The sequence below is a fragment of the Agrobacterium sp. El2ro-1b genome (genome assembly GCF_048298475.1).
GTDB classification, from domain to species: Bacteria; Pseudomonadota; Alphaproteobacteria; order Rhizobiales; family Rhizobiaceae; genus Agrobacterium; species Agrobacterium fabrum.
The window spans coordinates 277,777-300,995 of record NZ_CP103459.1 but is presented as its reverse complement, the minus strand read 5'-3'; the positions used below and the strand labels follow the sequence as shown (position 1 = coordinate 300,995).

Here is a 23,219-nt window from a genome sequence, read left to right as displayed (position 1 = left end):
TCAATATGTTGCACGACCGCCGGACAAGTCGAAAACCGCGCCGGTCGAAAAGCTGCATTCGGAAGAAGATAGCCAGGCCACCATGTTGGCGACCTCGGCAGGTTCGAGAAAACGACGCATGGGGATGCGGGACAGAATATCGTCCAGCCGTTCCTTCGGTGCATCGATGCTCATCGCCGTCATGGAAGCGGCGGGAGTGATGGCGTTGACGAGAATGCCCGCCGTCGCCAGTTCCTTGCCGAGACTTTTGGTCATGGCCACAAGCCCTGCCTTGGAGGCGCTATAGGCGGCTGCCTGATGCATGCCTTCCTTGGCCTGAATGGAAGCGACATTAACGATGCGGCCGAAACGGCTCGTTCTAGCCGTTTCGATCATTAATGGCACCAGCGCGCGGCAGACCAGAAAAGAGCCGAACAGATTGATGTCGATGATCCTGCGAAACTCCTCGATGGGAGTTTCCCACAAAGGAGCGACATTGCCGACAATACCTGCATTGTTGACGAGAATATCCAGCCTGCCGAACCGCTGCTTCAGATCGATGGCAGCCGTTTCGATGCTTTTTGCATCGCTGATATCAACACCGGCATGTGGGAGATCGCCAAGGGCCCCATCTTTCACGGCAGCCGGCAGGTCCCAGTGAATTACCGTTGCCCCGCAGTCGCGCAGTCGTTGACTGATGGCGACACCGAAGCCGCCGGTTGCGCCACTGACGACCGCCACCCGGCCGTCGAGATCATAATGTGTGGACATGTTTGAAACCATTGTTCCGCAGTGAGCCCGGCAGAGCTGGCCGGGCTCCTGGCGTTGCGCCTATTTCGCGATCAGGCTGTTGGTAAAGAAGGCGTCCGCCGGCATATCGGTCTTGATGTCCTGATATTCCTTCATCAGATCAAGCGTCTGCTGCCAGTCTGCCTCGGCCATTTCGCCGAGTGGTGCAGATGGGGCAGAAGGTGATGGAAGAAGCTTGAGTGAGATTTCGAGCTGCTCCTTCAGAAGCTTTGGATCCCCTGTCGGCTTGTCCTTCACCGCTGCCGCAACGGCGGCGTCCGGATCCGCTTTGGCCGCCTCGATCGATTTCAGCGATGCGGCAACGAAGCGCTTAACCAGATCCTGATTGCTGTCGATCAGCTTCGCGTTGGTAATGATTGTCAGGCCTTGCGTGTTGACACCGAGCTCTGCAAAGGAAAACACGTTCTGCTTCAGACCCTTGGAGTTTAGAACCACGACCTGGTTTTCAAGTCCGCCAAGGATGCCTCCGGCGCGGTCCTGCATAATGGCGATGATCTTGCCAGGGCCATCGACGTTCAGAATATTGACCTTGGACGCATCGACGCCGTTTTTCTTCCAGAGGGCGGGCAGGAGGGCAAGTGAAGCTTCGCCAGCACTGGCCGCAACAGTCTTGCCTTCTACATCCTTGATGGACTTCACACCCGAATCTGCGCGAAACGTCATTGCATAAGGAGAGGTGTTAAGCAGGCCGAGCACGGATTTGACAGGTGCGCCTTTAGATGCACCAGCAATCACGCTCCCGCCATCGGCAATGCCGAACATATCACCACCGGTTGCGACCGACTGCACAGTGCGTGCAGAGCCCTGGCCTTCGCCGATTTGCAGATCGATGCCGGCGTCCTTGTAGAAGCCTTTTTCAGCGCCGTAATAAAAGATAGTATGGACACCACTCAAAAGGAAATTGAGACGGAGCGTCACCTTGTCTTCAGCCGCGGCTGACTGAATGCCCGCAAGACCAATGGCGAGCGCAACCACGCTACCCGTCAGTGTTTTTCTCATGGTATTGAACATTTTACCCTCCCGTTTTTGATTAAAGTCCGAATTCAGGTCGTGCTTTTCCCAACCGTGAAGTCCTCCCGGCGCTGGGACACGTGCCATGGGATCGCGAAACGCTCGATCAGTTCCACGATGCCGTAGAGAAGCAGCCCAAGCAGGCTGAGAACGATGATCACGGCAAACGTCATGCTGGTGTTCATGTTGCCGTTGTAGTTGAGCAGCAGGTAGCCAAGCCCATTGTCCGAGGCGACGAACTCCGCCACGACTGCCGCTGTTGCAGACAGTGCTGCGGCCACCTTGAAACCCGCAAAGAGCGAGGGTAGGGCGCCGGGTAGTTCCACCTTCCAGAAAATCTTCAGGCGTCCCGCCCGATAGCTTTTGGCGAGATCGTAGACATCCGGCTCGATGGATTTGAAGGCCACGATGGAGTTGACGACGATCGGGAAAAACGAAAGCAGGAAGACGAGCAGGATTTTGGACGGCAGGCCGAAGCCGACCCAGATGATGAAGAGCGGTGCGATAGCGATCTTCGGGATGATCTGAAGGATCACCAGCAGCGGATAAAAGATCGCCTCGAAAGCCCGCGAATAGACCACCAGAAGCGCAAGAAGCGTTCCCATGACCACTGCCACCAGAAAGCCCAGTACCATTGGCTGCAGCGTATAAAGCGATGCCGTGAACACCACCGGCACGTTGTTATAAAGGTCCGCAAACACTTTGCTTGGAGCTGGCAGAATATATTCTGGCACCTTGAGTGCCCTAACCGCGATCTCCCACACGATCCCAGCGCCCACGAGGCTGCCAATCGTGTGGGTCTGGCCTTTGACGGCCCCCAGTATTTTCGAAAACATGTGTCCTCCCGAAATTGCCCAGCTGTGCGGAGAGCAATTTTTCATTATTGGAACAATGTTCCATATGGACTGATGTTTCGTCAAGTGGTAATTCAGCTGGAACACGAGAATTGGAATGCAGCGGGAGGAATGCATGTTGCAGAAGAAAAACGACAGGAAGGCCTACGAGCCGGGCGTGTTACTGGAGGGCGTCAGCAAATATTTCGGGCATGCCGATGCGCCGGTCGTGGCGCTGGAGAAGCTCGACCTGACGATCGGGGACGGGGAGTTCGTGGCGATTGTTGGCCCTTCCGGCTGCGGCAAGTCAACAATGATGCGGCTGATCTCCCGGCTTTCTCAGGCCAGTACAGGCCAGATATCCGTCTTTGGTGACGTGTCAAAGGACCCGCCGCGCGGCATGAGCATCGTTTTCCAGAATCACGTGCTTCTGGCCTGGAGAACGATTATCGACAACGTGCTTTTCCCGGCTGAAATGACCGGTAGGAACCGTGAGGAGCTGATACCCCACGCGTTAGCGCTTCTTGAATCCGTTGGCCTTAAAGACTTTGCCAACCGATATCCGCACGAACTGTCCGGCGGGATGAAGCAGCGCGCATCCATTGCGCGCGCGCTGCTGCTTCAGCCGCGGCTTCTGCTGATGGATGAACCTTTTGGTGCTCTGGATGCACTGACGCGCGAACAGATGCGTATCGATCTCGAAGCGCTCTGGCTGAAAAATCGCATGACGGTGGTGTTCATCACCCATTCCATCGACGAGGCGGTACTTCTGGCAGACCGCGTGATAGTCATGACGCCGCGGCCGGGCCGGATTGAAAAAGTGCTGGAGATCGACATGCCGCGCCCACGCGGACTGGCGGCACGGCGTGAGCCGGAATTTATCGAAAAGTCCGAGGAAATCACCGAGATATTCCTTTCGCGCGGCATTCTGCAGCGCCATGCCTGAACCGGCGGCGTCTCTTGTCTTTCGGTAGAAGCAAGAGCCGCCGTAACAACCCATTTGCGCATCGCCCCGGATTTTCTCCGGATAGTGGCCGTGCCCCTGCGACCGGAGAATGAGATGGACAGGACGATAAACGTACCAAGCGGCGGCGTCGAGCGGACGATCGCCATGCTGGAGCTTCTCGCCCTGGCCGAGGAGCCGCTGAAGCTTTCCGATGTCGCGCACCAGCTTGATATTCCCAAAAGTGCCTGCCACCGTATCCTGACGTCCCTTATCGAAAGCGGATGGGCGTGGCAGAGCCCGGAAAGCGATTGCTACGCGCTGACCATGCGCATGGCGCTGGTGGGTCAGAAACAATTGGCGCGGCTCCAAGTCTCAGATCTGCGACAGCCGATCCTGAATGCACTTGCCGAACGCACGCGCGAGCTCGTTCGTTTGACGGCTGTGCAGAACAATTCGCTTGTCTGGATCGGCTCCGCCAGAGGGCGCCGCTCAGGCCTGGTGTTCGAGCCCGATATGAGCGCCGGTATCGTGCCCTATGCGACGGCCAACGGAAAAATATGGCTCGCGAGTCTGGAGCGGGAGAGGGCGCTAAGAATTGCGCTCGACGCGGGGCTCGGTCAGCCCGGCCAGCGGGCTGCCAACGCCATCAATACGATCGATGCGCTCAACAGAGAGCTCGATGCCGTTGCTGGTCTGGGTTACGGCCGCGCTTTTGGCGAGGCCGAGGAGGGAGTGGGGGCAATTGCTGTGGCCATCCTACAGGGTAAAGAGGTCGTCGGCACCATGAGCGTCGCAGCACCTCTCACTCGTCTTACTGATGAGCGTGTGGCGGAAATGTTGCCGCTTCTGGCGAGGGCTGCGAAAGACATGGAAATCGCTTGGTAGCCTATTCGGCTCCTTTTTCGCTCAAGCTTAAGCCAGCGGGAAAACAGATTCGGGCGCCAACGTTCGCCCGTCTTCAGCGTCAGGCGACGTCTGCGTCGAATTGGATGCTATGAAGGCGTTTATAAAGGCCGTCATTTGCCAGCAATTCGCGCCGGCTTCCCTCCTCGACAACCTGACCATTGTCCATGACGACGATCTTGTCGGCGCGGTTGATCGTAGATAGACGGTGAGCAATGACAATCGATGTCTTGTTGAGCGTCAAACGCTCAAGCGCATCCCGAACAAGGGCTTCGGATTCCGAATCGAGCGCGCTCGTCGCTTCGTCGAGGATCAATATGTCCGCGTCTCTCAGCATCGCGCGGGCGATCGCAACACGCTGCCTTTGGCCGCCAGAAAGGCCGGAGCCGTTTTCGCCAAGCTTGCTGTCATACCCGTCAGGCATGTTCATGATGAAATCATGTGCATTGGCCGCTTTGGCCGCAGCGATAATTTCCTTATCGGTGGCGTTGTCGCGACCCACGGAGATGTTGTGCTTCACCGTTCCCGAGAAGAGGAAGGTTTCCTGGCCGACGTATGAAACATGCTCGCGCAAACTGGCGAATGACACATCGCGCAAATCCATTCCGTTGATCTCGACGGAACCGCTCTGTGGATCATAAAGGCGCATTATAAGGTTGATGATCGTCGATTTGCCGCTACCGGAAGGTCCGACCAACGCAGTCATCTTGCCACCCTCGAAGAGAACACTGACGTCCTTCAGAACAGGCTGGTTAGCAACATACTCGAAGCTGACGTTCTTAAGTTCCACATTGCCGCTCGCCTTAGGGAGCGGCTGGGCATCCTTTTTCTCGGCAAGTGTCAACGGGGCGTCCAGCACTTCGAACATCATGCGCACGCCAATCATGCCACCTTCAATTTGAACTCGCATGCGGGCCAAACGTTTTGCTGGTTCGTAAGCAAGGAGCAACGCGGTGATAAATGCCATAAGGTCACCTGGCGAGCCACCTTTTTCCAGGACGGTATAACCAGAAACAGCGATGACTACCGCAATAGCCAGACCGGAGAGTGTCTCCATGATTGGGCTGGTTGCCGCCTCAAGTTTTGCAATGCCATTGGCCCGATGTTCGACGTCAGAGACCGCTTTGTTCATGCGTTGACGCATCAGCTTTTCGAGAGAGAATGCCTTGATGACGCGAACGCCGATACTGGTTTCCTGTACGACGTTGACAATTTCTCCCAGCGAAGCGAGTTCTGCTTCCATTATTTTGCGAACCCGACGCAAAACAAGGCGAACGCTAAAAATTGCGATAGGGCCGATAATCATGGAAATCGCACTCAGAAGAAAATTCTGGGCGAACATCACGATGATCAAGCCTATCAGGGAAAATAGGTCGCGTACAAATGATGTAACGATAGTATCTATGACACTCCGAGCAGCCTGCGCATTATATGTAACACGAACAAGCAACTCCGATGACGGGAGGTTCTGAAAGAAGGAAACTCCTTGTTTCAACAGCCGATCATAGATTTTCCGTTGCTGTTCTGCAACAATACTATTGCCCGCCTTACTAAGATAGTAGCTTTGAACAAAAGTGGCGAGGCCTTTCACAATAAAGATAATGGCGACAGCAAACGCTATTTCAAGAACGACATCGAAGCCCTGCTTCAAATAGACGCTATTGACAATATCGCGCATGATCCACGCACTGAGCGATGTCGTTCCCGCCACAACCAACATGGCAGTGATTGCCGCAGAATACCATCCAACGTGTTTTTTGAAGTTCTCTTTAAAAAGCCGCGTCAGCAACTTCTTGTCGTCTGGCGACAAAAACGATCCAATCAAGGAAACATCCATCCTATTTCAACAGTCATACGCCAATGAATAGCCATGCCACTCTCTAATCGAAGGCAACCCCACGCACAGACCGTCTGGTTATGCGCAAAAGCCCAAAAGCGGACAAGCGTGCGGAACAACATATACAGGAATACTATAATTCCGCATGCTATCGAAAAACATGTGTTATAGCATCCACCTTTTCGAGTTAGGTCGGCTTCGATTGGTGGCTAGCAAATAGTCCTGTGTTCCTTGTCTGTCAACATTGGTACCATGGTAAGCGGAATCGTGGTGGAATAGTGCCTCTTTTAAAAAAAAGGTCCCTTGGCGGGTAGCTGGTTTTTCCAGCCGTACAATGCCGGGCTTGACACGCTCAGTCGGTCAGCTGTTGGTTCTTGACTGAGAAGTGACCCGGTACCGGGGTACTTCTCAGTGGCAATCAACAGTCCTTACGGTCTTGTTGAGACAGACCAAGCCACGAGACGTTTTTTCCCGCCTATCAAAATTCCTGTTAAAAACAGTGCAGGGCTGCTGTCAAACGGGAGCATAAATTCTCAAATAATATAATGAGGTTTTGTGTCTTCGAGTCAAATGTGCCTGAGCCAAAGTTTCGGACACAAGTTCCGCGCTGGGGGAAGAGTTTGCTTACTGTTATTCTTGATGTTTTTGTGTCTGCGTTTGCGATCCTTCTCCTGGTGACGACGGGTTCCGCTGTGCTGGCTTTGTCGAGCAAGGGACGTCAGGTTGAAGGCCTGACGTTACTTGCCTATTCCGTAGCTTTCGGAATAATTTGCTTTGCCCTGCTCGGTGCTGTGATCGTTTCGTTGCCCTCGCCGTACGGAATTAACGCTCGGATCGCCTTGGGTGGCGTGTTGGTTTTCTCTGTTCTACAGTGCTGGCGAAGAAACGTATTGGCGCGGCTGTGGGCTGGATGTCGACGCTGGACTCTCTTAGGACTTAGTAGTTGGGCGAGCGTAGCTTGCCTCGCACTTGGCGCGAGCCTTGTTCCTGTTACAATGCCAAATCCGCTTCCCGACGGTGCCTATGTAATAAAGAACGAAAACTTGCATGTTAAGATACAACGTATCCTCGGGGATTTTCCTGCAGACAACTATATCCCTTTTGTTGCAGCCGAGTTTCTCCTTCGTGACATTCAGTTTGCTAAAGAGCGTCCGCTAATGCCAGGCCAAGAGCTTTCTAACAGGCCTATTCTGCTTTCGTTGGCGACCATTCCCATTCACGCCGCATTATACCCGCCATCCCCGCGCGTTGAGCCGTTACCAAAATTTCGGTATGTGGGAACGCGTTGGCCTAACGTCGGAATTCTCGGCGATAACGTAAGCTATCGAACTTTCCTGAGGCTTGCGGTGGTGTTTAACGCCGCGTTGATTCTGGGGTTTGTGCTGGTTCTGCAACGCCTGAAAGTACCTATTGAATTGGCCACGCTTTCCTGCGTCGTGTACGCTACTAGCCCATATTTCTTGGGGCAGACTTTGTTCGCGTGGCCAAAATCCCTCGGAGGATTCTTTTTGATTTTAAGTGGATTGATGCTGCTGAAGCGACATCACTACTACGTTGCTGGCATACTAGCCGGAGCGGCATATTGGTCTCACCCTTATGCTGTAGTATATTGCTGCTGTTTTTTCTTATACTTGATCTGTAGCAGTCGGTCCTTTTCATTCGCCAAGCAAAGTGCTGTTCCATTTACTATAAGTTTGTCGTTAATTTTGATTCCATGGTTCATATGGACTCGGATATACCTCCAAATTCCTTCGGATTTGGTCAGCCAGAATTTACATGCTGCCAGTCTCTACGATGCTGTCGTTGCCCGACTATTAAATTTGCGAGACGCATTTTTTCCGATGCCGATTTCGTGGACTAATCCGGACGCTTGGGCGCAAATAGCAATCGTCGGAATGGTGGGAGCCGTTGGCCCCTTCGTGGTTGTGCAAGCTTTGCTCGGCGGGTTGCAGGCTGTTCGCAGAGCCCCAATGGAAGGCATCTTATTAGCTGCCCTGCCTTGCAGCATGTTGATTGCTGTCTTTGGCGTGAGAGCATTGCCTGCGCTTCACGGATTGCAACCTTTAGCCGCGGTTCTTTTGGCGATTTCATTTTGGTGGATGTACATGAATCTCCCTAAAAGGACTGCTATGTGCCTTGGGGTTGCGCAAATATCTATTAATCTACTAATGATTGCGTATAGGGTGAATGCGCTAAGTATGAGTGTTTGATGTATTCGAAAAGGAGTTTGGCCTTATGCCTAAAAAGTGGGCGGTAGTAGCATTAAACCTCGTTCTTGTCGGTTGCAATCAGTATCCTGATAATTGCCCTATTCCAGGCGACGGTGTCGTGGAAATCAGGGCATCCTTGGACGATAGCTCCAATGCCCCGTTGCCGCTGAAAAAGGGTGGGGGTTTAGTAGGGGCAATAATTGCGCCGGCAACCATGCGAGTGGACGCAGTCGCAATTCAGATTGCGAATGGTGGTGGCAAAGCGGATGGTAGCCTTAAAATAAAGATCTGCCAGGCCGAGCTTTGCTCAAGTGGCGAAAGCCAACTGGTAGGTTCGCAGGACAACGATTATCTTTCGATCAACTTAAATCCGAGCATGCTCATTAATTACGGTCGTGGACCTTTAAAGTACACGATCACGTATGAATCTGGCGTTGAACAAATGTCGGTGTGGACTTATCCCACATATGGTAATATCGCGCATATTCAGGTCGGCGATCAAATACAACGACGAACTATCAATATGCTTCTTATTCAAAACTAACGTGCGTTGCGTTTTGCCTAATTCGTGCGACGCGCTTTTTCTTAATCTAAACCCTTCAAGTCGGACCGTTTTGGGTTAGAGTTCTTCGGCGCAATTTCCTAACGGAAAAGGACGGGAAATGACAAAGGCATGGCAGTTTTAGGATCCGCAGTGGGCTTGTGCGATTGTGGGTCATTGGGATCAGGTTACGATATCGGCGGGGGGCTAAGTTTTTGATTGCTAGAGATCCTCAAGATGGCTAATCGACTTACTCTGGAATCTTTGGATTAATGCGCGTGGGAGGCAGACTTGAGCGACGGTTTTTTACATCGATATTTTTTGAATAACGGCCATAAACGGTTGCACAAGTGGATGCATTATTTCGATGCCTACGAACATCACTTCGAACGCTTCCGCGGAAAGAAGCCAACCGTGCTTGAAATAGGTGTTTTTGGCGGGGGCTCACTCGCAATGTGGCAAGAGTATTTTGGCGATGGCGCAAACATCATCGGTCTGGACATCAATCCAGAATGCAAGGGACACGAAGGTGACGGCATCAAGATTTATATTGGTAGCCAGGACGACACGACCGTCATTCAAACCATCCTGAATGAAAATCCGAAGATCGATATCGTGATTGACGATGGAAGCCATCGTATGGATCACCTGTTGGCGACGTTTGGCCTTCTGTACGATCGAATTTCGCCGAAGGGCGTCTATTTCGTGGAAGACACCCACACATGTTATTGGCCGGAATACCAAGGCGGACTCAGTGAGCCGAAGTCCTTCATGGAATTCACGAAGTCAAAACTTGACGAGATTAATGCCGTGCACACCAGAGGCGCCCTAAATGTGTCTGAATTCACGAAATCGACCCGTTCGATAACAATCTACGACAGTATCTGTGTTTTCGAAAAAGCTCCTCAAGGAGAGAGACAAGCCCCGATTACAGAACCTATGCATGCGTAATCACCGCCTCAAAGCCGCCCGCGACTCTAAACCTTCGGAGAATTCGATGCTTGCCCTGCGACAGTTGACACTCCGGCTGCGATTAGACACCCGACCAGTCAAGAACGCAGTGTTTTTTAACGCGGTGAAAACGTAAAATACCGATGCATAAAGTAGCTAGTCGCTACTGGGCTCACAACTCCGATTATATGACCGACCGTTTCTGCATGGCTTTCAAAGCCGATCATCGGCAATAAATGCTTCGCTAAGCCCATACTCACCAGCCAGACCTGCAAGAATGCTATGGCGTTCACGACGGTGAAGCGAATATACTCTTGGTGAACGCGTTGCCCTGACGCTTCGAACACCATTACCTTCATTAGAACATAGGCCGTGGTCATACCGAATAGATAAGCGATCGTCACTGCTATGGAATACGGCGCGATCTCCGACAGCAAGATTCGACACGCGATGTTCACGCCCGCCGCAATACCGCCGGAAATGGCGAAGCGAATAAACGGTTTCGAAAAATAATTTTCCATCAACACTTTCATTTTCTTATCGCTTCCGCCATTAGGCGGCCGCAACGGACACTTTCTGCTATGCCGCGATCTTCTGGGTAGTAATAGCAAGTATCAGCAATCTGCAGGCCGGAGATCGGCGTCTCGATTGGCGGCAGCTTTTTGCGAAAATCCGGTTCGCAGACCGGTTGCGCATGTTTTAGGCGGCCGACCTTTGCATCAATCAGATCGCTCTGCGCAATCTGCGGGTTCACCCTGCGGATATAACCGAAAGCTTCGTCTATGAACTGTTGGTCGCTCCAATGCCATTTTGCCTGTGTCACCGGCATATAATAGGGTACATAGACGACCGTGTTTTCGACTGGGCGGAGATTGGAAAACTCGATTACTCCTGGGATTTCGATATTGTCGTCGACGATATTGATCCAGAAATGCTTGCTCATCGACTTTTTCAGACGAAAGATCAGGCAGACCACGCCAATATTACGAATGGCGTCATATTGCGCTTTCGACGCCTCCGGCAGATCCGGTATCATCTTCGAGATCAGAGGCGTTGGTACGGTGGATATAACCGCGTCGGCCTCGAAGAAGCGGCTGCCGACGGTGACGCCGGTGACCCTGCCGTTTTCTGTCTCAACCTTGTTGACCGCAGTCCCCAGATGCATGCGGCCGCCTTTTTCCGTATAGGCGGACACCAGCGCATCCACAAGCGTCTGACTGCCTCCGTCAATGTAGCCCAGTTCTTCCTGAAAAATCGATCTGCGTGAATTGCCTATGCGGCGCACGCGGGTGGCGATCCACGAAGCTGAAATGCTGTCAGCTAGTTCGTAGAATTTCAGGTCCATAAGCCGCTTCCAAAGCGTGTTATAGACTTCCTTGCCTGAGCCGCCCTCCAGCCACTTGCGCGCCGTCTTGTGCTCGATGGAGGCAAAATTATTCGTCTTGGTCGTCAAAAACATCTGCAAACCGGTACGAACTTTTGCGATCAGGCTCAGATGCGGGAAGCGCAGCAAGGAAAACGGATCACCCCATGGGTGGATTTTTCCTTTGATGAAATAACCCATCGAAGTTGGACGCCACCGCATCTTCCCGCCAATACCGAGTTCGTCCATTAGCTTGAATGTCGGCTCGTCGGATTTGCAGACGAAGTGATAAAATCGTTCGATAGACAAGCCGCGGAAATCGAAGTGCGCCGCCATGCCGCCCGGTACGGAATCAGCCTCGATCAGATCGACCTCATGCCCTAGTTGCGCTGCACGATGCGCGGCTGCAAGCCCCATGGCGCCGGCGCCGATGATTACAACACGGCTCATAGTCTTCTCCTAAAAATCCAGCACGATCTTGCTGTAACGAGGATCGAGGTAGCTTTCCGCAATTGCCGTCTTAAGTGGCGTTGCCTCCACGTTAAAAATTGCCGGCCAGTCGATCACTGCGAAAGTCTCGGGTATCACAAGCGCCTCAAGCTGGCTGGTGGTGAACGGCGGTTTTTTCGAAAGCTTTCCATAAACGAACAATAGCCACCAGAAAAGCCGATAGGGAATGTGCACGATACGGGCTTTTGGTTTTACCGTGTGGTGGATCAGCCGGATGACATCGCCGTAGTCGGTCTGTTCCAGACCGGAGATGTCGTAGGTGCCGGTCTTTTTATTATTGATCGATGAAATGATGATCTTGGCAAAATCGCCCGCGTAAAGCGGTTGGCGAATGAACTTACCATCGCCTGGGATTGGAAAAACGGGCACACGATCCATGAAACGGCGCAACCAGCCGAGATGTTTGCGGTCAAACCAGCCAAACATCAGCGTCGGGCGCAATACTACATGCGGTATGTCGTTTACGGTGTTGATGAATTGCTCCTGCGCGGTTTTCGACCGTGTATAAAAATCGTCGGCCTTCGAATTGACGACGGAGGATGAGATGTGGACAAAATAGGGCGTGCGGTGTCGGCGCATCGCCTTGACAATTTTCTCCGTGGCCGTGATGTTGTTGTCAATAAATTCCTGCTCTTCCAGACCACCGATCTGGGCTTGATTAAGAAGCACACAATCCGCGTCTGCAAACGCATCCATCCACGGGCCTTCGACAGCAAGATCAGCATTGATCACTTCGATTTCCGGATGAAGTTTACGCAGCAGCGCCGTATTGCCCGGGTGTTTATCGATCCCGACGATTTTCAGGTCGGGGTTGGTCTTGAGCCGGGCAATTACGTTTTGGCCGACAAGGCCTGCGGCGCCAGTGACAACGATCTTCGGCATTAGAGTTCCATTCTATTGAATAGCGCTGTCGGCAGATTGCGGATGATCAGCATAATGTAGCGCCAGAAACCCGGGGCATAGGTGATAGGCCCACCACGATAAGCACTGGCATGGATTATAGCGGCAATCTGTTCAGGCTTTGCCCAAAGCACACCCTTGCGGTCCATCCCTTCGGTCATCGGCGTCATCGTCGGACCGGGTTTTATCAGAACCGCACGGGGGCCCTTGTTGCCAAAGCGATGGGCGATGCCCGCCACCAATACTTCCAGTCCAGCCTTCGCCGAGCCATAGATGAAGTTTGCCCGTCGGCCACGATCGCCGGCAACTGAGCCGATGACGACAAGGCTGCCACGCCCTTGGGCCTCAAGCACATTGGCCGCCACCAGCGACCATACCGCCGCGGAATTAAAGTTGACCCGCAAGATTTCTTCTGCAGCCAGGATATCTCGTTCGGCTGCGCTTTGATCCCCGAGGATACCGTGGGCGATGAGCACATGATCGACACCGCCTAGCTGTTTTACAAAGCCGCCGAACAGGCTTGTTACATCGTTACAGGCCGCAAGATCGCTAATGGCAACGGCCGTATTTTCCGCACCCCGTGCCTTCAAATCAATAGCGATCTGCGACAGACGGTTTTCGTCACGTCCGACGAGAAGGATCGACGTCCCTTCTTTGGCGTAGAGGCGAGCCGTGCAAGTCGCGATCGCCGAGGTCGCACCCAAAATGATGACGCGCAATTTTTAGTCCTTTATATTTGCGATACGCGCCGCCAGAAATGCGAGCTGAATCCGTTGTCGACGTGTTTAGCGAATTCTTCCCATGCGGGATAACCCTTTTGGAACATCTCTGCCGACATCCGCCCGTCTTTTGCGGGGTAAAGTCGACCACCGGCTTCCAACACGATAGCATCGAGCTTTTCCATTAGCTTTAATGTATCTTCGCCATAGTTTGGGAAATCGAGCGCCAGCGTGGTGCCCTCCTTGGGAAAAGACAAAAGACCGGGCGATTTGGCTGAGCCAAATGTCTTCAAAACGGCGAGAAATGAGCCTTGTCCGCTATCGGAAATCGCCTTCAGCATCGCCCTGCTGGCATCGACCTGGGCGTTCGGTGGTACAACAGACTGATACTGATACATACCGCCCCTGCCATAAAGGCGGTTCCAGCGACCAATCGAATCCAGAGGGTAAAAGAACGGGTGCAGGCCTATCCGCGCAGGGCCGGCTTTACGCTTGCCGTTCCAGTAATAGAGTTCATTAAAGATTTTTATAGAATAGCTGTTCATCGCGAACCTGGGTAGATTCATCGGAAAGGTAAATTTAGTATTGCCATTGTCCGGCAAGCGTGAACCATGCTTCGCATGGTTGCCACGCGAGAAGACGCCACGCCCCAGCGATGCGCCTCTAGCCAAGCAATCTACCCAGGAGACGGTGTAATCGTACCTATGCTCACTTTCCTTGGCTAGCGTGAAGAAGGAATCGATGTTTTCAAACGGAATCTTCTCCGCGTCGATCATCGCGCTCTCAACCGCAAGAAGTTCCAACTCCACCCAAGTTATTAGACCCGTAAGGCCAAGTCCTCCAATTGTTGCAGCAAACAGGTCAGGTTTCATCGTTGATGAAAGTTCGAGTTCTTCTCCGTTTGAACGCAGGAGTCCAAGTCGCCGAACCCAGCGCCCTATCGTGCCATTGATGTGATGGTTCTTGCCGTGCACGTCATTGGCGACTGCGCCGCCCAGCGTTACAAAACGTGTTCCGGGGGTCACGGGTAAGAAGAAACCCTGGCGCACGATGATCTGAAGCAGGCTATCGAAGGATATGCCGGCTTCCGCACGCAGAACGCGGGTCTGTGGATCGAAGTGAATTATCTTGTCGACGCCGGTCATATCGATCATACCGCCGCCTGGATTGAGGCCGCTGTCGCCGTACGACCGCCTCAAACCCGCACCAAGTAGAAACAGGCCTTCTTGCCGGCCATTCAGCACCGTGGCTTTCAGCTGATCGCGCCAGATGGGGTACGCAACATGATGGCGGGCTTTAATGACACTGCCCCAGGAACGGAAGTCATCTTGCCGGCTGAACTTCGTCATAAAGCCACCAGAAACAGCAAGGCGATCAATACGCCGAGCCCGATGCTCACGCGATCGCGAATGGCGAAGCTGACAGGATCATCGTTCATCTGACCTCGATGTGATAAAAGCCATATACGGCCGAGCCAGATTGCCAGAACCAACGATATGCCCGTGAGAAAAACCGGATATGTATAGGCTATCCCTGGCGTCAATTCCTGAAGAATGAAGATCATGAAGACGACGAGTGACGCCATTGCAGAACTGACACCCAGAGCCAGCGTCAATGTGGCGTCCTCGAGTTCATAACCGCGGCTCTTCAAACTTGAGGCCCCACTTGATGCGGCGCGCACAATTTCAGTGTGTCGCTTGGCGGTTGCCAAGGAGAAAAAGAAAAAAACGGCGAATGTAAGGAGCCAAGCCGGTCGAGGATTGTCGAGAAGCGTGCTGCCCATGATGAGGCGAGTGGTAAATAACACACCTATGATCATGGTATCCAACAACGGCACCCGTTTGAGTCTCAGCGAGTAGGAGCCGGTGATCAGAAGGTAGGCGAAGAGAACGGCGGCAAACTCCCATGACACCAGACACGCAACGAGAAATCCCCCAAGCAGCAGTCCGAATGCCATCATGAAACCCGAGGAAATGGAAAGGCGTCCGCTAGCCAATGCACGGTTACGCTTCGACCAATGCTGTCGGTCGGCATTGAGGTCTGCAATATCATTCAGTAGATAGGTCGCGGAGGTAACAGCCAGCAGGCAAAAAAATCCCAGTATAGTTTCCAGTATCAAGGGCAGGTTCGACCACTCGTGCGCCAGTACTAGGGGCACGAACATCAGTATGTTCTTGGTCCAATGATGGGCGCGTATTGCCTTCAGGAACTCCTTAAGTGTGAGCGGCGGCGTCTCGAACTCCTTGATAACTGGTTTGCCAAGCGACCTCGCCTGTCGGGCAACTTCGGTACTTACTCCTGCGAGTACTATCCCCTGCGAGGCCTCCCAGACCGGCATGTCAACCGCGTGATCGCCGACATAAATGAACCCTTCAGGAAAACGCTCCGTTAGGTACTGGGCCTTTGCTTTGCCCTTCAGATTTGTTTTTGCCGAGCCAGTGGCCGAACTGAAAATACCGAGGCGCTGTGCTATCTTCTCAACGATTGTCTGGTCTGCGGCAGAACACAAATGTAGTTCATGGCCTTCGGCAGCTTTCTCTCGCAGCCATTTTACAAGGTTTTCCCGCAGTGGAAAAATCTCCTCTGTGACATCGACCTCCTTTGAAAGCGTGCCCTTGAAAATATGACGCCCTTTGGCAAGCGCTGGCAGCGAGCGTAGAAGCCCGAGCGGGCGACGGAACAGAGCGATCGCGGCTGTCTCGTGAAGCGTATCGGAAAGAACCAATGTACCATCAAGATCTACAGCGATAGGTAGCAGATTCGGCATATCAAATCCGGCTTGCATGGATGAGATTGAGTTGTGCATACGATTTCGTATCGTGCGCCGCGCTTATGCCCCCTATAAGGCCAAAACAAATAAAACTCTATAGAGGCGGCGTAACTTTCCTCAGATGTCTTGGGAGCAGGCAACGCTCACACTTAACTTTAATCATTAAATTTGCCATTGAATTGTCTGTTGAAAAGCAGGCTCTTCAATGCCGAAAAAACAGAAACTACTCCAGATTTTCGCAGGCAACTTTAGTTTCTTCCGAGATCAATGGCCTGAGCGGTCGGGATCGCGTTTCATCGCTGAACGCCGAAACCTTTCGGCAGATGCCACCGAAATAAATCGCTCAGCCTTTGCGAATAGTCGCAATACTTTGAACTCCATTTTTGCTTTTAGTTGTCGTAGTGGATAACGTCGGGCTTGAGCGAGTTCCGATCTAGCCCCGGCAAGTTCTTCTTGTGCAGAAGTTAGCGCCGACGTCAACTCGGTTAGATTTTGCTGGGTAGCTTTAAGCTCGGAGCGCAACCTGTCCGCGCTAGCCGTGAGTTCTTGAGATAACCGTTCGTGTCCGCGTCTTTGTACGAACGCTTCCCCTTGCGCTTCAAAATAGTCCGCAATTAGCGTGCGTGAATCTTCATCACCAATCAATGCTGCAAATGACTTTAAGCCATCTGCGATCTGTTCCCCCCAAAAAAGGACGCCAAGACCATGTTGATAAGTGAAGTTCAACGAGGGATGTTTAGGTGCAAGCTCTGACCAGTATCGCCAAACCCCAAAATCCCGTTCACGCACTTCGGTATCATGGAAAAGTACGATCGCACGGTTCGATAGTTTCGGGATCCATGATTCAAAATCTTCTCTTACGTCGTTATAAAAGTGTCTCCCGTCTACGTGTAGCAAATCAACAGATGCATCTGGAATGTCTTCTAGTGCCTCAGCGAAAGTTTTTTTCAAGAGCGTGCTAAATCTACTATATTTCTCGTTTTCTGCGCGAACTGCGGTGTATACGCTGTCGTCATAATAGCCAGCATGTTCGTCGCCTGCCCAAGTGTCGACTGCAAAGCAGTCTGCTGCTAGGTTGTCGGCCTCTACTGCCTGACAGAAACAAAAATAGGAATAGCCGTGATGTGTTCCCAACTCAACTATGCGTCTCGGTTGCATAGCGCGCACCAGCCACATAGCAAAGGGTCCATGTCGCATCCACGCGGTGGCTGGGACATAACTCGGCGTGTCAGTTGGGATGTTCAACATACTCATAGTCACCTTAATTTGTTGCATCCGGAATGGTCTAGTTAAGTCACATTCCGGTGCTGTATATATCTTATTGAGCTTACATGGCACTCGTTGCCGTTCAATTAGAAGACGTCTACGGGGTTGTTTACTGCACAACTGACATTATTGTTGCGTCCATCCTGAGATGTTGGCCTCTACTAGTGCCATGAAATTTCTCGCGAATTTCTCTTGAGTCAGCTCACGTTCATATGTCTGCCTAGCCGCGCGTCCCATCTCTTCAAGTCTCGCTCGATCTTCGTAGGCCTGTATCATCCTGTCGCGTAACTGGTCGGCATTGCCGGAGGGGAACACGAAGGAGCAAACATTATCTAAAATATCGCGTGCGCCGACATGGTCGCTGAAGATCATTGGTTTACCGAGCTGTGCAGCCTCTATGGCAACGAGAGAGAACGAATCATCACGTGAAGGAGCGACCAACACGTCGCAAGATGCGATCAGTGAAATTGTCTGGTCATGGGAAAGATTTCCAACATAGTTTATCTCCGGATACCTGGAGATTTTGGCTTCAATTCCTTTCCAAAACGCGCCATGGCCGGGCCATAGCTTTCCTGCGATAATAAATCGACAATCTTTTCGAATCAATTCCGGGAGGTCAATAATCGCTTCAACAAAAACGTCCTGCCCTTTGCGAGGCTCCATCGTCCCTACCAAGACAAATCTCAGTTCTTTTGGAGATGAGCAGTTATTTTCTAGGAAATTGGCCGAGTGGTCCGGCGCGCCATTGACGAGAATACTCGCGGCTACGCTCTTGGGCAGAAATTTTTTAGCATAATTACTGACGCACACGACGCCGACTTTATTCCAGAGGCCTGCTGGTACGTTTGATAGTTGTGACAATAGTGCCTCACCTTCGTGAAGCCACCAGATCGTCCTCAGAATCGAAATTGACGCGAGTTGCTCTACAACCGGCCGGAGAGCAACAGTATTCACAATCGCAAGATCGAAATTCCGTGCGAAGCGCTCGAAAAGGAAATGGTAGGAGGTAACAGATGCATCTATGATAACAACAATACCGTTGTCTTCCAATGCTTCGCGAAGCGGTCCGTCTGCGGCTGCAACAACGACTGGGAAGCCGCCAACAGCTTTAACAGCTTTGGCTGCTTCAAGTAGCATGTGCGGTGCGCCAGTATTAGTGAGTTCATGTGAAACAAAGAGAACATCAGGGCCAGTGTAATTCAAGCCGGAGGCGATGTGATCCGCGTGTATATGATACTTGAAGGTAAAGTCGGGATAAAGCGTTTCACGCATGGAGTTTGTGAAATAAGGGTCGCGTGACACATAGCGGCCCCAATGCTTAAGGCAAAAAATGTCAGCCTTGTATTTCGTTTCCTTCGCGTTCCACGAATGATTGCCTATATGTGTCAGGAGAGAGTACGGCGTGTATACGCAGCGCAGACCGGTGGCGAGGAGTTTGTAGCTCAGGTCGAGATCGGAGTGTCCGTCCGGGGTGTTTCTCGCGTCAAATCCACCGAGTTCAAGAAAAACATCTCGTTTCAATGCGCAGCAAGCGCCAGATAAAATCGAAATGTTACGGACAAGCCGGTTCATCGAAAGAAATTCATCGGTGTGGTCCAGAGGGAGCGCGTGATAAGCGGTTCCGGCCATGCCCGGTGTACCTGAAATCATCCCGGCATATTGTATTGTGCCATCTTTATAAAGGAGTTGCGGTGATACTCCGCCGACACCCGGGACCCATAGATACTCTATCAGCCGTTGAACCCAGTCACGGCCGATGGGGAAGACGTCATCATTATAAAATACGACTATGTCGCCGTTCGCTGCTCGTGCGCCCTCGTTACATTTGTCCGAGAAATTGTAGATTTTATCATAGTGAACAAATCTTGCCGCCGGCCAGTTAGCATATTCATCCCTCAGTTGCGCAGCAACGGTGCTATTGCAGACGATGAGTACTTCGTAATTGTCGTAATCAGTACCCTCGCGAATAGCGTCGAGTGCAAGACGAAGGTTTTTGGCCGAGTCAGAAGGTACGACAATGGATACGCGCGACCCTTCTTCGGGGATCGGAATTCGAACGCAGTTTGCGTGAGGCAACATCTCGACATTGCCCCGTATACCCCGTCGATCAAGTGCATTTTGAAGCGCGGCGATGTTACTTAGTCGAGCAAAGTCCTTCCCACCCGACGCAGCGGAGCCTTGGATCGCTCGCCAGAGATAAAGAATACGTTCGACATGTACAATCTCGCGCGAAACCTCAGCCATGCGCAATGCGAGATCGTAGTCTTGTGAGAAATCGTATTCACTTCGAAATCCGCCGATCTCACGCACAAGCGCAGTGCGATAGACTGTAAGGTGCCCGGTGATCATGAAATTGAACATGATCTCGGGCGACCAGTCTGGTTTCAGGATGAAACTAGAGAGCCTGCGATCTGGCGTGTCGTCAATCTTGCATTCGTCGCTGTAGAAAAAATCGGCTTGCGGATTGGTATTGATTGACTCAACCATACGAAGCAACGCGTCAGGAGTAATCTCGTCATCGTGATCAACAAGGGCCACGTACTCGCCCCGCGCCATTTCGAGCGCATGGTTTGACGCGACTGAGATTCCTCCGTTAGCAGGTAGTGCAGCAAACCTGATCCTCGGATCGGTTTTTGCCAACTCCGTCAACAAAAGGCGTTGTTGATCTTGTGTCGAGCAATCGTCCACAACGCAAAGTTCCCAATTCTCATAGAATTGCTCTTGCAAAGATTCAATTGCTCGTCGCAGCCAGATGGTAGGAGTATTGTACACTGGCATGACGATAGAGACTAAAGGCAAAAATTGCAGTCGCGCTATTAGCTCTCTTGCATCATCTGATGTCAGTTCAGACTGTTGACGCGAGAAAATTTTCCGAGGTGTATCGTTTGCGTCTACTGAGAGCTGAATTTGCGCGATAGGAAAAACGCTTTTGAAGTAGTGGGGGGTTAGGTTTACGAAGGCTGCAAAATCTGGCCTAAGATTCCCATTCTTTTTATAGAAAGCTCCGCGAAAAAGTGGTCTCACGTCGCCCGATTTCTTTGAAAATGCGATAGAGCGAAACCATCCTCGTGGTTTTCCGCTGCGATGGAATGCCATGCGTCGAAAAATGCTCTGATGGAACCGCAATGTGCCAGTCGTATTGTCTGAGTTTCTTTCATTCGCCATAAGTGAGAAACGCCCGTTCATATGCTTCTAAGTTTGCTATCCAGCGCCGAGCGCAGACTTATCGGTTGCCGACGGCACATTCATGGATTAATCTCTCGTAGAAGTCGAGATACATGAGCCATTCATCCCTGCATTACCCACCATCAATGTGGCAGAGGTAAGCCAACCAGCTCGATCTGAACCTGATCAGATCAAGCTAAACGAACGCTGCGCTTATCTCTATTCGATGTCTTGGGGAAACGCGTTTAGAGTTTGCGCTTCTGCTTGGATCTCATCGCCAACGGGACCTTCGATACGGTCGATCAGCCGCAGGCTTGTTGTAGCGCCAGCAGGAGAAAGCCAAAGCGGAGACTTTTTCAAAAACTGAAATCCGCGACGCAATGCATAGCCGGGGAGGGCATAGGCGCTTGCACGACGAGATACGGCGGTAAGGATCAGCGCGATACGATCTGTTCGCCCCTGAATAGTTCTGGGATCTTGAGCCATAACCCTAGTGTGAACAGACTCAAGCAAAGCGTCATCTGGAATAACAAGCTCGCGAGCTATTCGATCAACCTCATCGTCGTTGTAGCCTGCTAGCTCAATATCCAGTTCATCGATTTTATAAGTTGCGTCATGGGAGAATCCGTGGCGCAGTACCCATTGGGACAGGCCTATTTCTCCGCGTCGAACAGTCCGCGTCTTGTCGTTGCTGATGTTTAGTTTCCTCCAATACTGAAGAAAAGCAGGACATTGCAATATGCCTTTTCCAAAACCCAAGGCGTAGGAAGCATAATGAAAATTTTTATGGTTTGGGCTATGTTGCCAAGATATTTCACGGAATCTGTGAGGATCTACGCGCGGCATGGCGTAGTTCGACGTTGCCGCCATAAAATCCGTCCCAAGAGCCCGCGCCTGGTCGAACCAGCTCACCGGTTGCGGTACGAGCCACACCGAGTCATTCAGGAGCCACAAGTGTGTTAAATCTGGCAAGTGTCCGGCAATATCCAATACGCCATCTCGATATCCCCCAAAATCATAGCCAACGTTGGGCCGTTCTATAATCCTCGCTGTAAGAGGCTTTAATAGCGCTTTGTCCGCCTCAGCTAAAGGAACGTTGGTGACGACGATCGGCGCTATCCCTGCTTGCCGCATCTCCCTCAGCATGGTTAAATGAGAGAGTTGAACGCCGTTTCGAGGGAAAATGAGATAAATCCCGACTTCGTCAGTTAGGGGTAAGTCCCCTAGGCTTCTATTTATAGATCGTGAAGTGACGGTATCATACCATCGCCGCAACACCACTAATTTCACCATCTCGACGGGAAGCTGGAGCAGTTGATGGCCCACCCTATTTATTTCGCGACCGATTTTCCACCAATGCAACTTGATCATATCTATCTTTGGCCAATAATTTGAGAAACCGCCAATATCTTATCAGGCAAGCTGACGTTATGTTTTGGACATCGTTTTTTTTCGCCACGATGACCGTAACATCATCGCTGAACCGACCACCATGCCCAGAGCCTTCGCTCTTCGACGGCTGGAAACAATATTTACAGGCGATCCCAAAAGCAAAACCGCTCTAAAGAAAGTTGTCAGCGCAGGAAAAGGCCTGCCATATTTACGCCCTGTATAGACACGTGACTGAGCCATATGCAGCGCCTTAAGATAGGCAACATTTGCGGAACGCCCTGATGAGTGCCCACCTGCATGAATAACTTCAGATTTTTGAACGTAAACCAGCGTGCCGAATTCTCGCAATCGCAACGACAGATCATCGTCTTCGTGGTAGAGGAATATTTCCTTATCGAACCCCTGCGCGGCATGGAAGTAACGTTTGGAAACCATTAACGCCGCTCCGGACAAAACTGGAACTTCGCAATCTTTTGGCGGCCATCCCCTTTTCATCCATGCCCTGCGCGGCAGCAAGTACGACCGCCGTTTAAAGTAAGCGCTGCCATCGCTGTTCACGATACGTGGATTGAAGGCTGAGGCACTCGGATATTGGTTGGCGGCATCAACCAGCGCTTGAAGAGCGCCGTCACTCAGACGAGCGTCTGGATTTAGGAACATCAATAAAGATGTCTTAGCGAGTTGGGCACCCGCATTGCATCCCCGTCCGAAGCCTTGATTCTCAGCAATTTTGATGATGCTGACAGTCCGATCCTGAGGTAATTGGTCAAACTTATTAGTGCAGCCGTTATCGACCAATACAATAGGAGTGACCGTTGGAACGGACGCGATCATGTCACCAATGACCATATCGCTGTGATAGCAGACAGAAATGACTGTGACATCTGAAAGAGAATAGGTCGACAAGTCTAACAGCACTCTAGTTGCGGCTGAAGAATAGGAAATTCCCATTCAACCCTATGAAGAACCGACAAGACGGTGGCAATTTAAGCTAGCAATAAAACTTACAAAAAGATCATTGCGCATGTCTAGGCGATAGAGCGCGACCCTTTCAGCCTTTTCACATAGGCAGCCTCTAACATCACAGTTTGGCTCAATCAAGCGATTTTGAAT

The 23,219-nt window shown here is 51.8% G+C and carries 19 protein-coding genes; 5 read left to right on the top strand and 14 right to left on the bottom strand.

Features of this window, described 5'->3' with window-relative positions:
- The 3 genes from NYR50_RS15665 to NYR50_RS15655 are packed head-to-tail and all read right to left on the bottom strand — an operon-like array spanning position 1 to position 2,636.
- A complete protein-coding gene (locus tag NYR50_RS15665; protein ID WP_418137528.1) occupies positions 1–750 on the bottom strand; it encodes an SDR family NAD(P)-dependent oxidoreductase in 750 nt (249 codons plus the stop codon).
- A gap of 60 nt (positions 751–810) precedes the next feature.
- Positions 811–1,800 (bottom strand): ABC transporter substrate-binding protein, encoded by a 990-nt coding sequence (locus NYR50_RS15660; protein ID WP_418137527.1) that lies wholly within the window; start codon positions 1,798–1,800, stop codon positions 811–813.
- Positions 1,801–1,832: 32 nt separating this feature from the next.
- The gene (locus tag NYR50_RS15655; protein ID WP_418137526.1) at positions 1,833–2,636 is read right to left on the bottom strand and encodes an ABC transporter permease; all 804 of its coding nucleotides are present in this window, start codon (positions 2,634–2,636) and stop codon (positions 1,833–1,835) included.
- A gap of 133 nt (positions 2,637–2,769) precedes the next feature.
- Between NYR50_RS15655 and NYR50_RS15650 the strand changes: the two genes are divergently transcribed.
- The gene (locus NYR50_RS15650; protein ID WP_418137525.1) at positions 2,770–3,579 is read left to right on the top strand and encodes an ABC transporter ATP-binding protein; all 810 of its coding nucleotides are present in this window, start codon (positions 2,770–2,772) and stop codon (positions 3,577–3,579) included.
- A 114-nt stretch (positions 3,580–3,693) separates the two neighbouring features.
- Entirely contained in the window at positions 3,694–4,464 is a 771-nt protein-coding gene (locus tag NYR50_RS15645; protein WP_418137524.1) for an IclR family transcriptional regulator, read from the top strand.
- Positions 4,465–4,543: 79 nt separating this feature from the next.
- On the opposite strand, the gene NYR50_RS15640 is transcribed toward NYR50_RS15645, so the two are convergent.
- Positions 4,544–6,307, bottom strand: coding sequence for an ABC transporter ATP-binding protein (locus NYR50_RS15640; protein ID WP_418138256.1), 1,764 nt, complete (start codon positions 6,305–6,307; stop codon positions 4,544–4,546).
- Positions 6,308–6,939: 632 nt separating this feature from the next.
- On the opposite strand from NYR50_RS15640, the gene NYR50_RS15635 reads away from it, so the two are divergent.
- The 3 genes from NYR50_RS15635 to NYR50_RS15625 all read left to right on the top strand — a co-directional run bounded on the left by NYR50_RS15635 (position 6,940) and on the right by NYR50_RS15625 (position 10,021).
- Positions 6,940–8,529 (top strand): hypothetical protein, encoded by a 1,590-nt coding sequence (locus NYR50_RS15635; RefSeq protein ID WP_418137523.1) that lies wholly within the window; start codon positions 6,940–6,942, stop codon positions 8,527–8,529.
- Between the two features lie 25 nt (positions 8,530–8,554).
- Positions 8,555–9,073: a hypothetical protein gene (locus NYR50_RS15630; RefSeq protein WP_418137522.1), complete on the top strand. Its 519-nt coding sequence runs from the start codon at positions 8,555–8,557 to the stop codon at positions 9,071–9,073.
- A gap of 288 nt (positions 9,074–9,361) precedes the next feature.
- Complete coding sequence (locus tag NYR50_RS15625; RefSeq protein ID WP_418137521.1) at positions 9,362–10,021, top strand: class I SAM-dependent methyltransferase; 660 nt, start codon at positions 9,362–9,364, stop codon at positions 10,019–10,021.
- 116 nt (positions 10,022–10,137) lie between these two features.
- Here NYR50_RS15625 and NYR50_RS15620 read toward each other — a convergent pair whose 3' ends face one another.
- The 10 genes from NYR50_RS15620 to NYR50_RS15575 form a co-directional block, all read right to left on the bottom strand.
- A complete protein-coding gene (locus tag NYR50_RS15620; RefSeq protein ID WP_418137520.1) occupies positions 10,138–10,554 on the bottom strand; it encodes a GtrA family protein in 417 nt (138 codons plus the stop codon).
- Entirely contained in the window at positions 10,551–11,834 is a 1,284-nt protein-coding gene (locus NYR50_RS15615; RefSeq protein ID WP_418137519.1) for an NAD(P)/FAD-dependent oxidoreductase, read from the bottom strand. Before NYR50_RS15615 ends, NYR50_RS15620 begins: the two co-directional genes overlap by 4 nt.
- A 9-nt stretch (positions 11,835–11,843) precedes the next feature.
- Positions 11,844–12,776 (bottom strand): NAD-dependent epimerase/dehydratase family protein, encoded by a 933-nt coding sequence (locus NYR50_RS15610; protein WP_418137518.1) that lies wholly within the window; start codon positions 12,774–12,776, stop codon positions 11,844–11,846.
- Entirely contained in the window at positions 12,776–13,513 is a 738-nt protein-coding gene (locus NYR50_RS15605; RefSeq protein ID WP_418137517.1) for an SDR family NAD(P)-dependent oxidoreductase, read from the bottom strand. Before NYR50_RS15605 ends, NYR50_RS15610 begins: the two co-directional genes overlap by 1 nt.
- Before the next feature lie 11 nt (positions 13,514–13,524).
- Positions 13,525–14,862 (bottom strand): FAD-binding oxidoreductase, encoded by a 1,338-nt coding sequence (locus NYR50_RS15600; RefSeq protein WP_418137516.1) that lies wholly within the window; start codon positions 14,860–14,862, stop codon positions 13,525–13,527.
- Positions 14,859–16,280, bottom strand: a complete 1,422-nt coding sequence (locus tag NYR50_RS15595) for a UbiA family prenyltransferase (RefSeq protein WP_418137515.1) — start codon at positions 16,278–16,280, stop codon at positions 14,859–14,861. Before NYR50_RS15595 ends, NYR50_RS15600 begins: the two co-directional genes overlap by 4 nt.
- Before the next feature lie 267 nt (positions 16,281–16,547).
- Complete coding sequence (locus NYR50_RS15590; RefSeq protein ID WP_418137514.1) at positions 16,548–17,531, bottom strand: class I SAM-dependent methyltransferase; 984 nt, start codon at positions 17,529–17,531, stop codon at positions 16,548–16,550.
- Between the two features lie 144 nt (positions 17,532–17,675).
- Positions 17,676–20,645 carry a glycosyltransferase gene (locus NYR50_RS15585; RefSeq protein ID WP_418137513.1) on the bottom strand — a complete coding sequence of 990 codons (2,970 nt, stop codon included), beginning with the start codon at positions 20,643–20,645 and terminating at the stop codon, positions 17,676–17,678.
- A gap of 288 nt (positions 20,646–20,933) precedes the next feature.
- Positions 20,934–22,085, bottom strand: a complete 1,152-nt coding sequence (locus NYR50_RS15580; RefSeq protein ID WP_418137512.1) for a rhamnan synthesis F family protein — start codon at positions 22,083–22,085, stop codon at positions 20,934–20,936.
- Positions 22,086–22,142: 57 nt separating this feature from the next.
- Positions 22,143–23,012: a glycosyltransferase gene (locus NYR50_RS15575; protein WP_418137511.1), complete on the bottom strand. Its 870-nt coding sequence runs from the start codon at positions 23,010–23,012 to the stop codon at positions 22,143–22,145.
- Positions 23,013–23,219 lie beyond the last annotated feature (207 nt).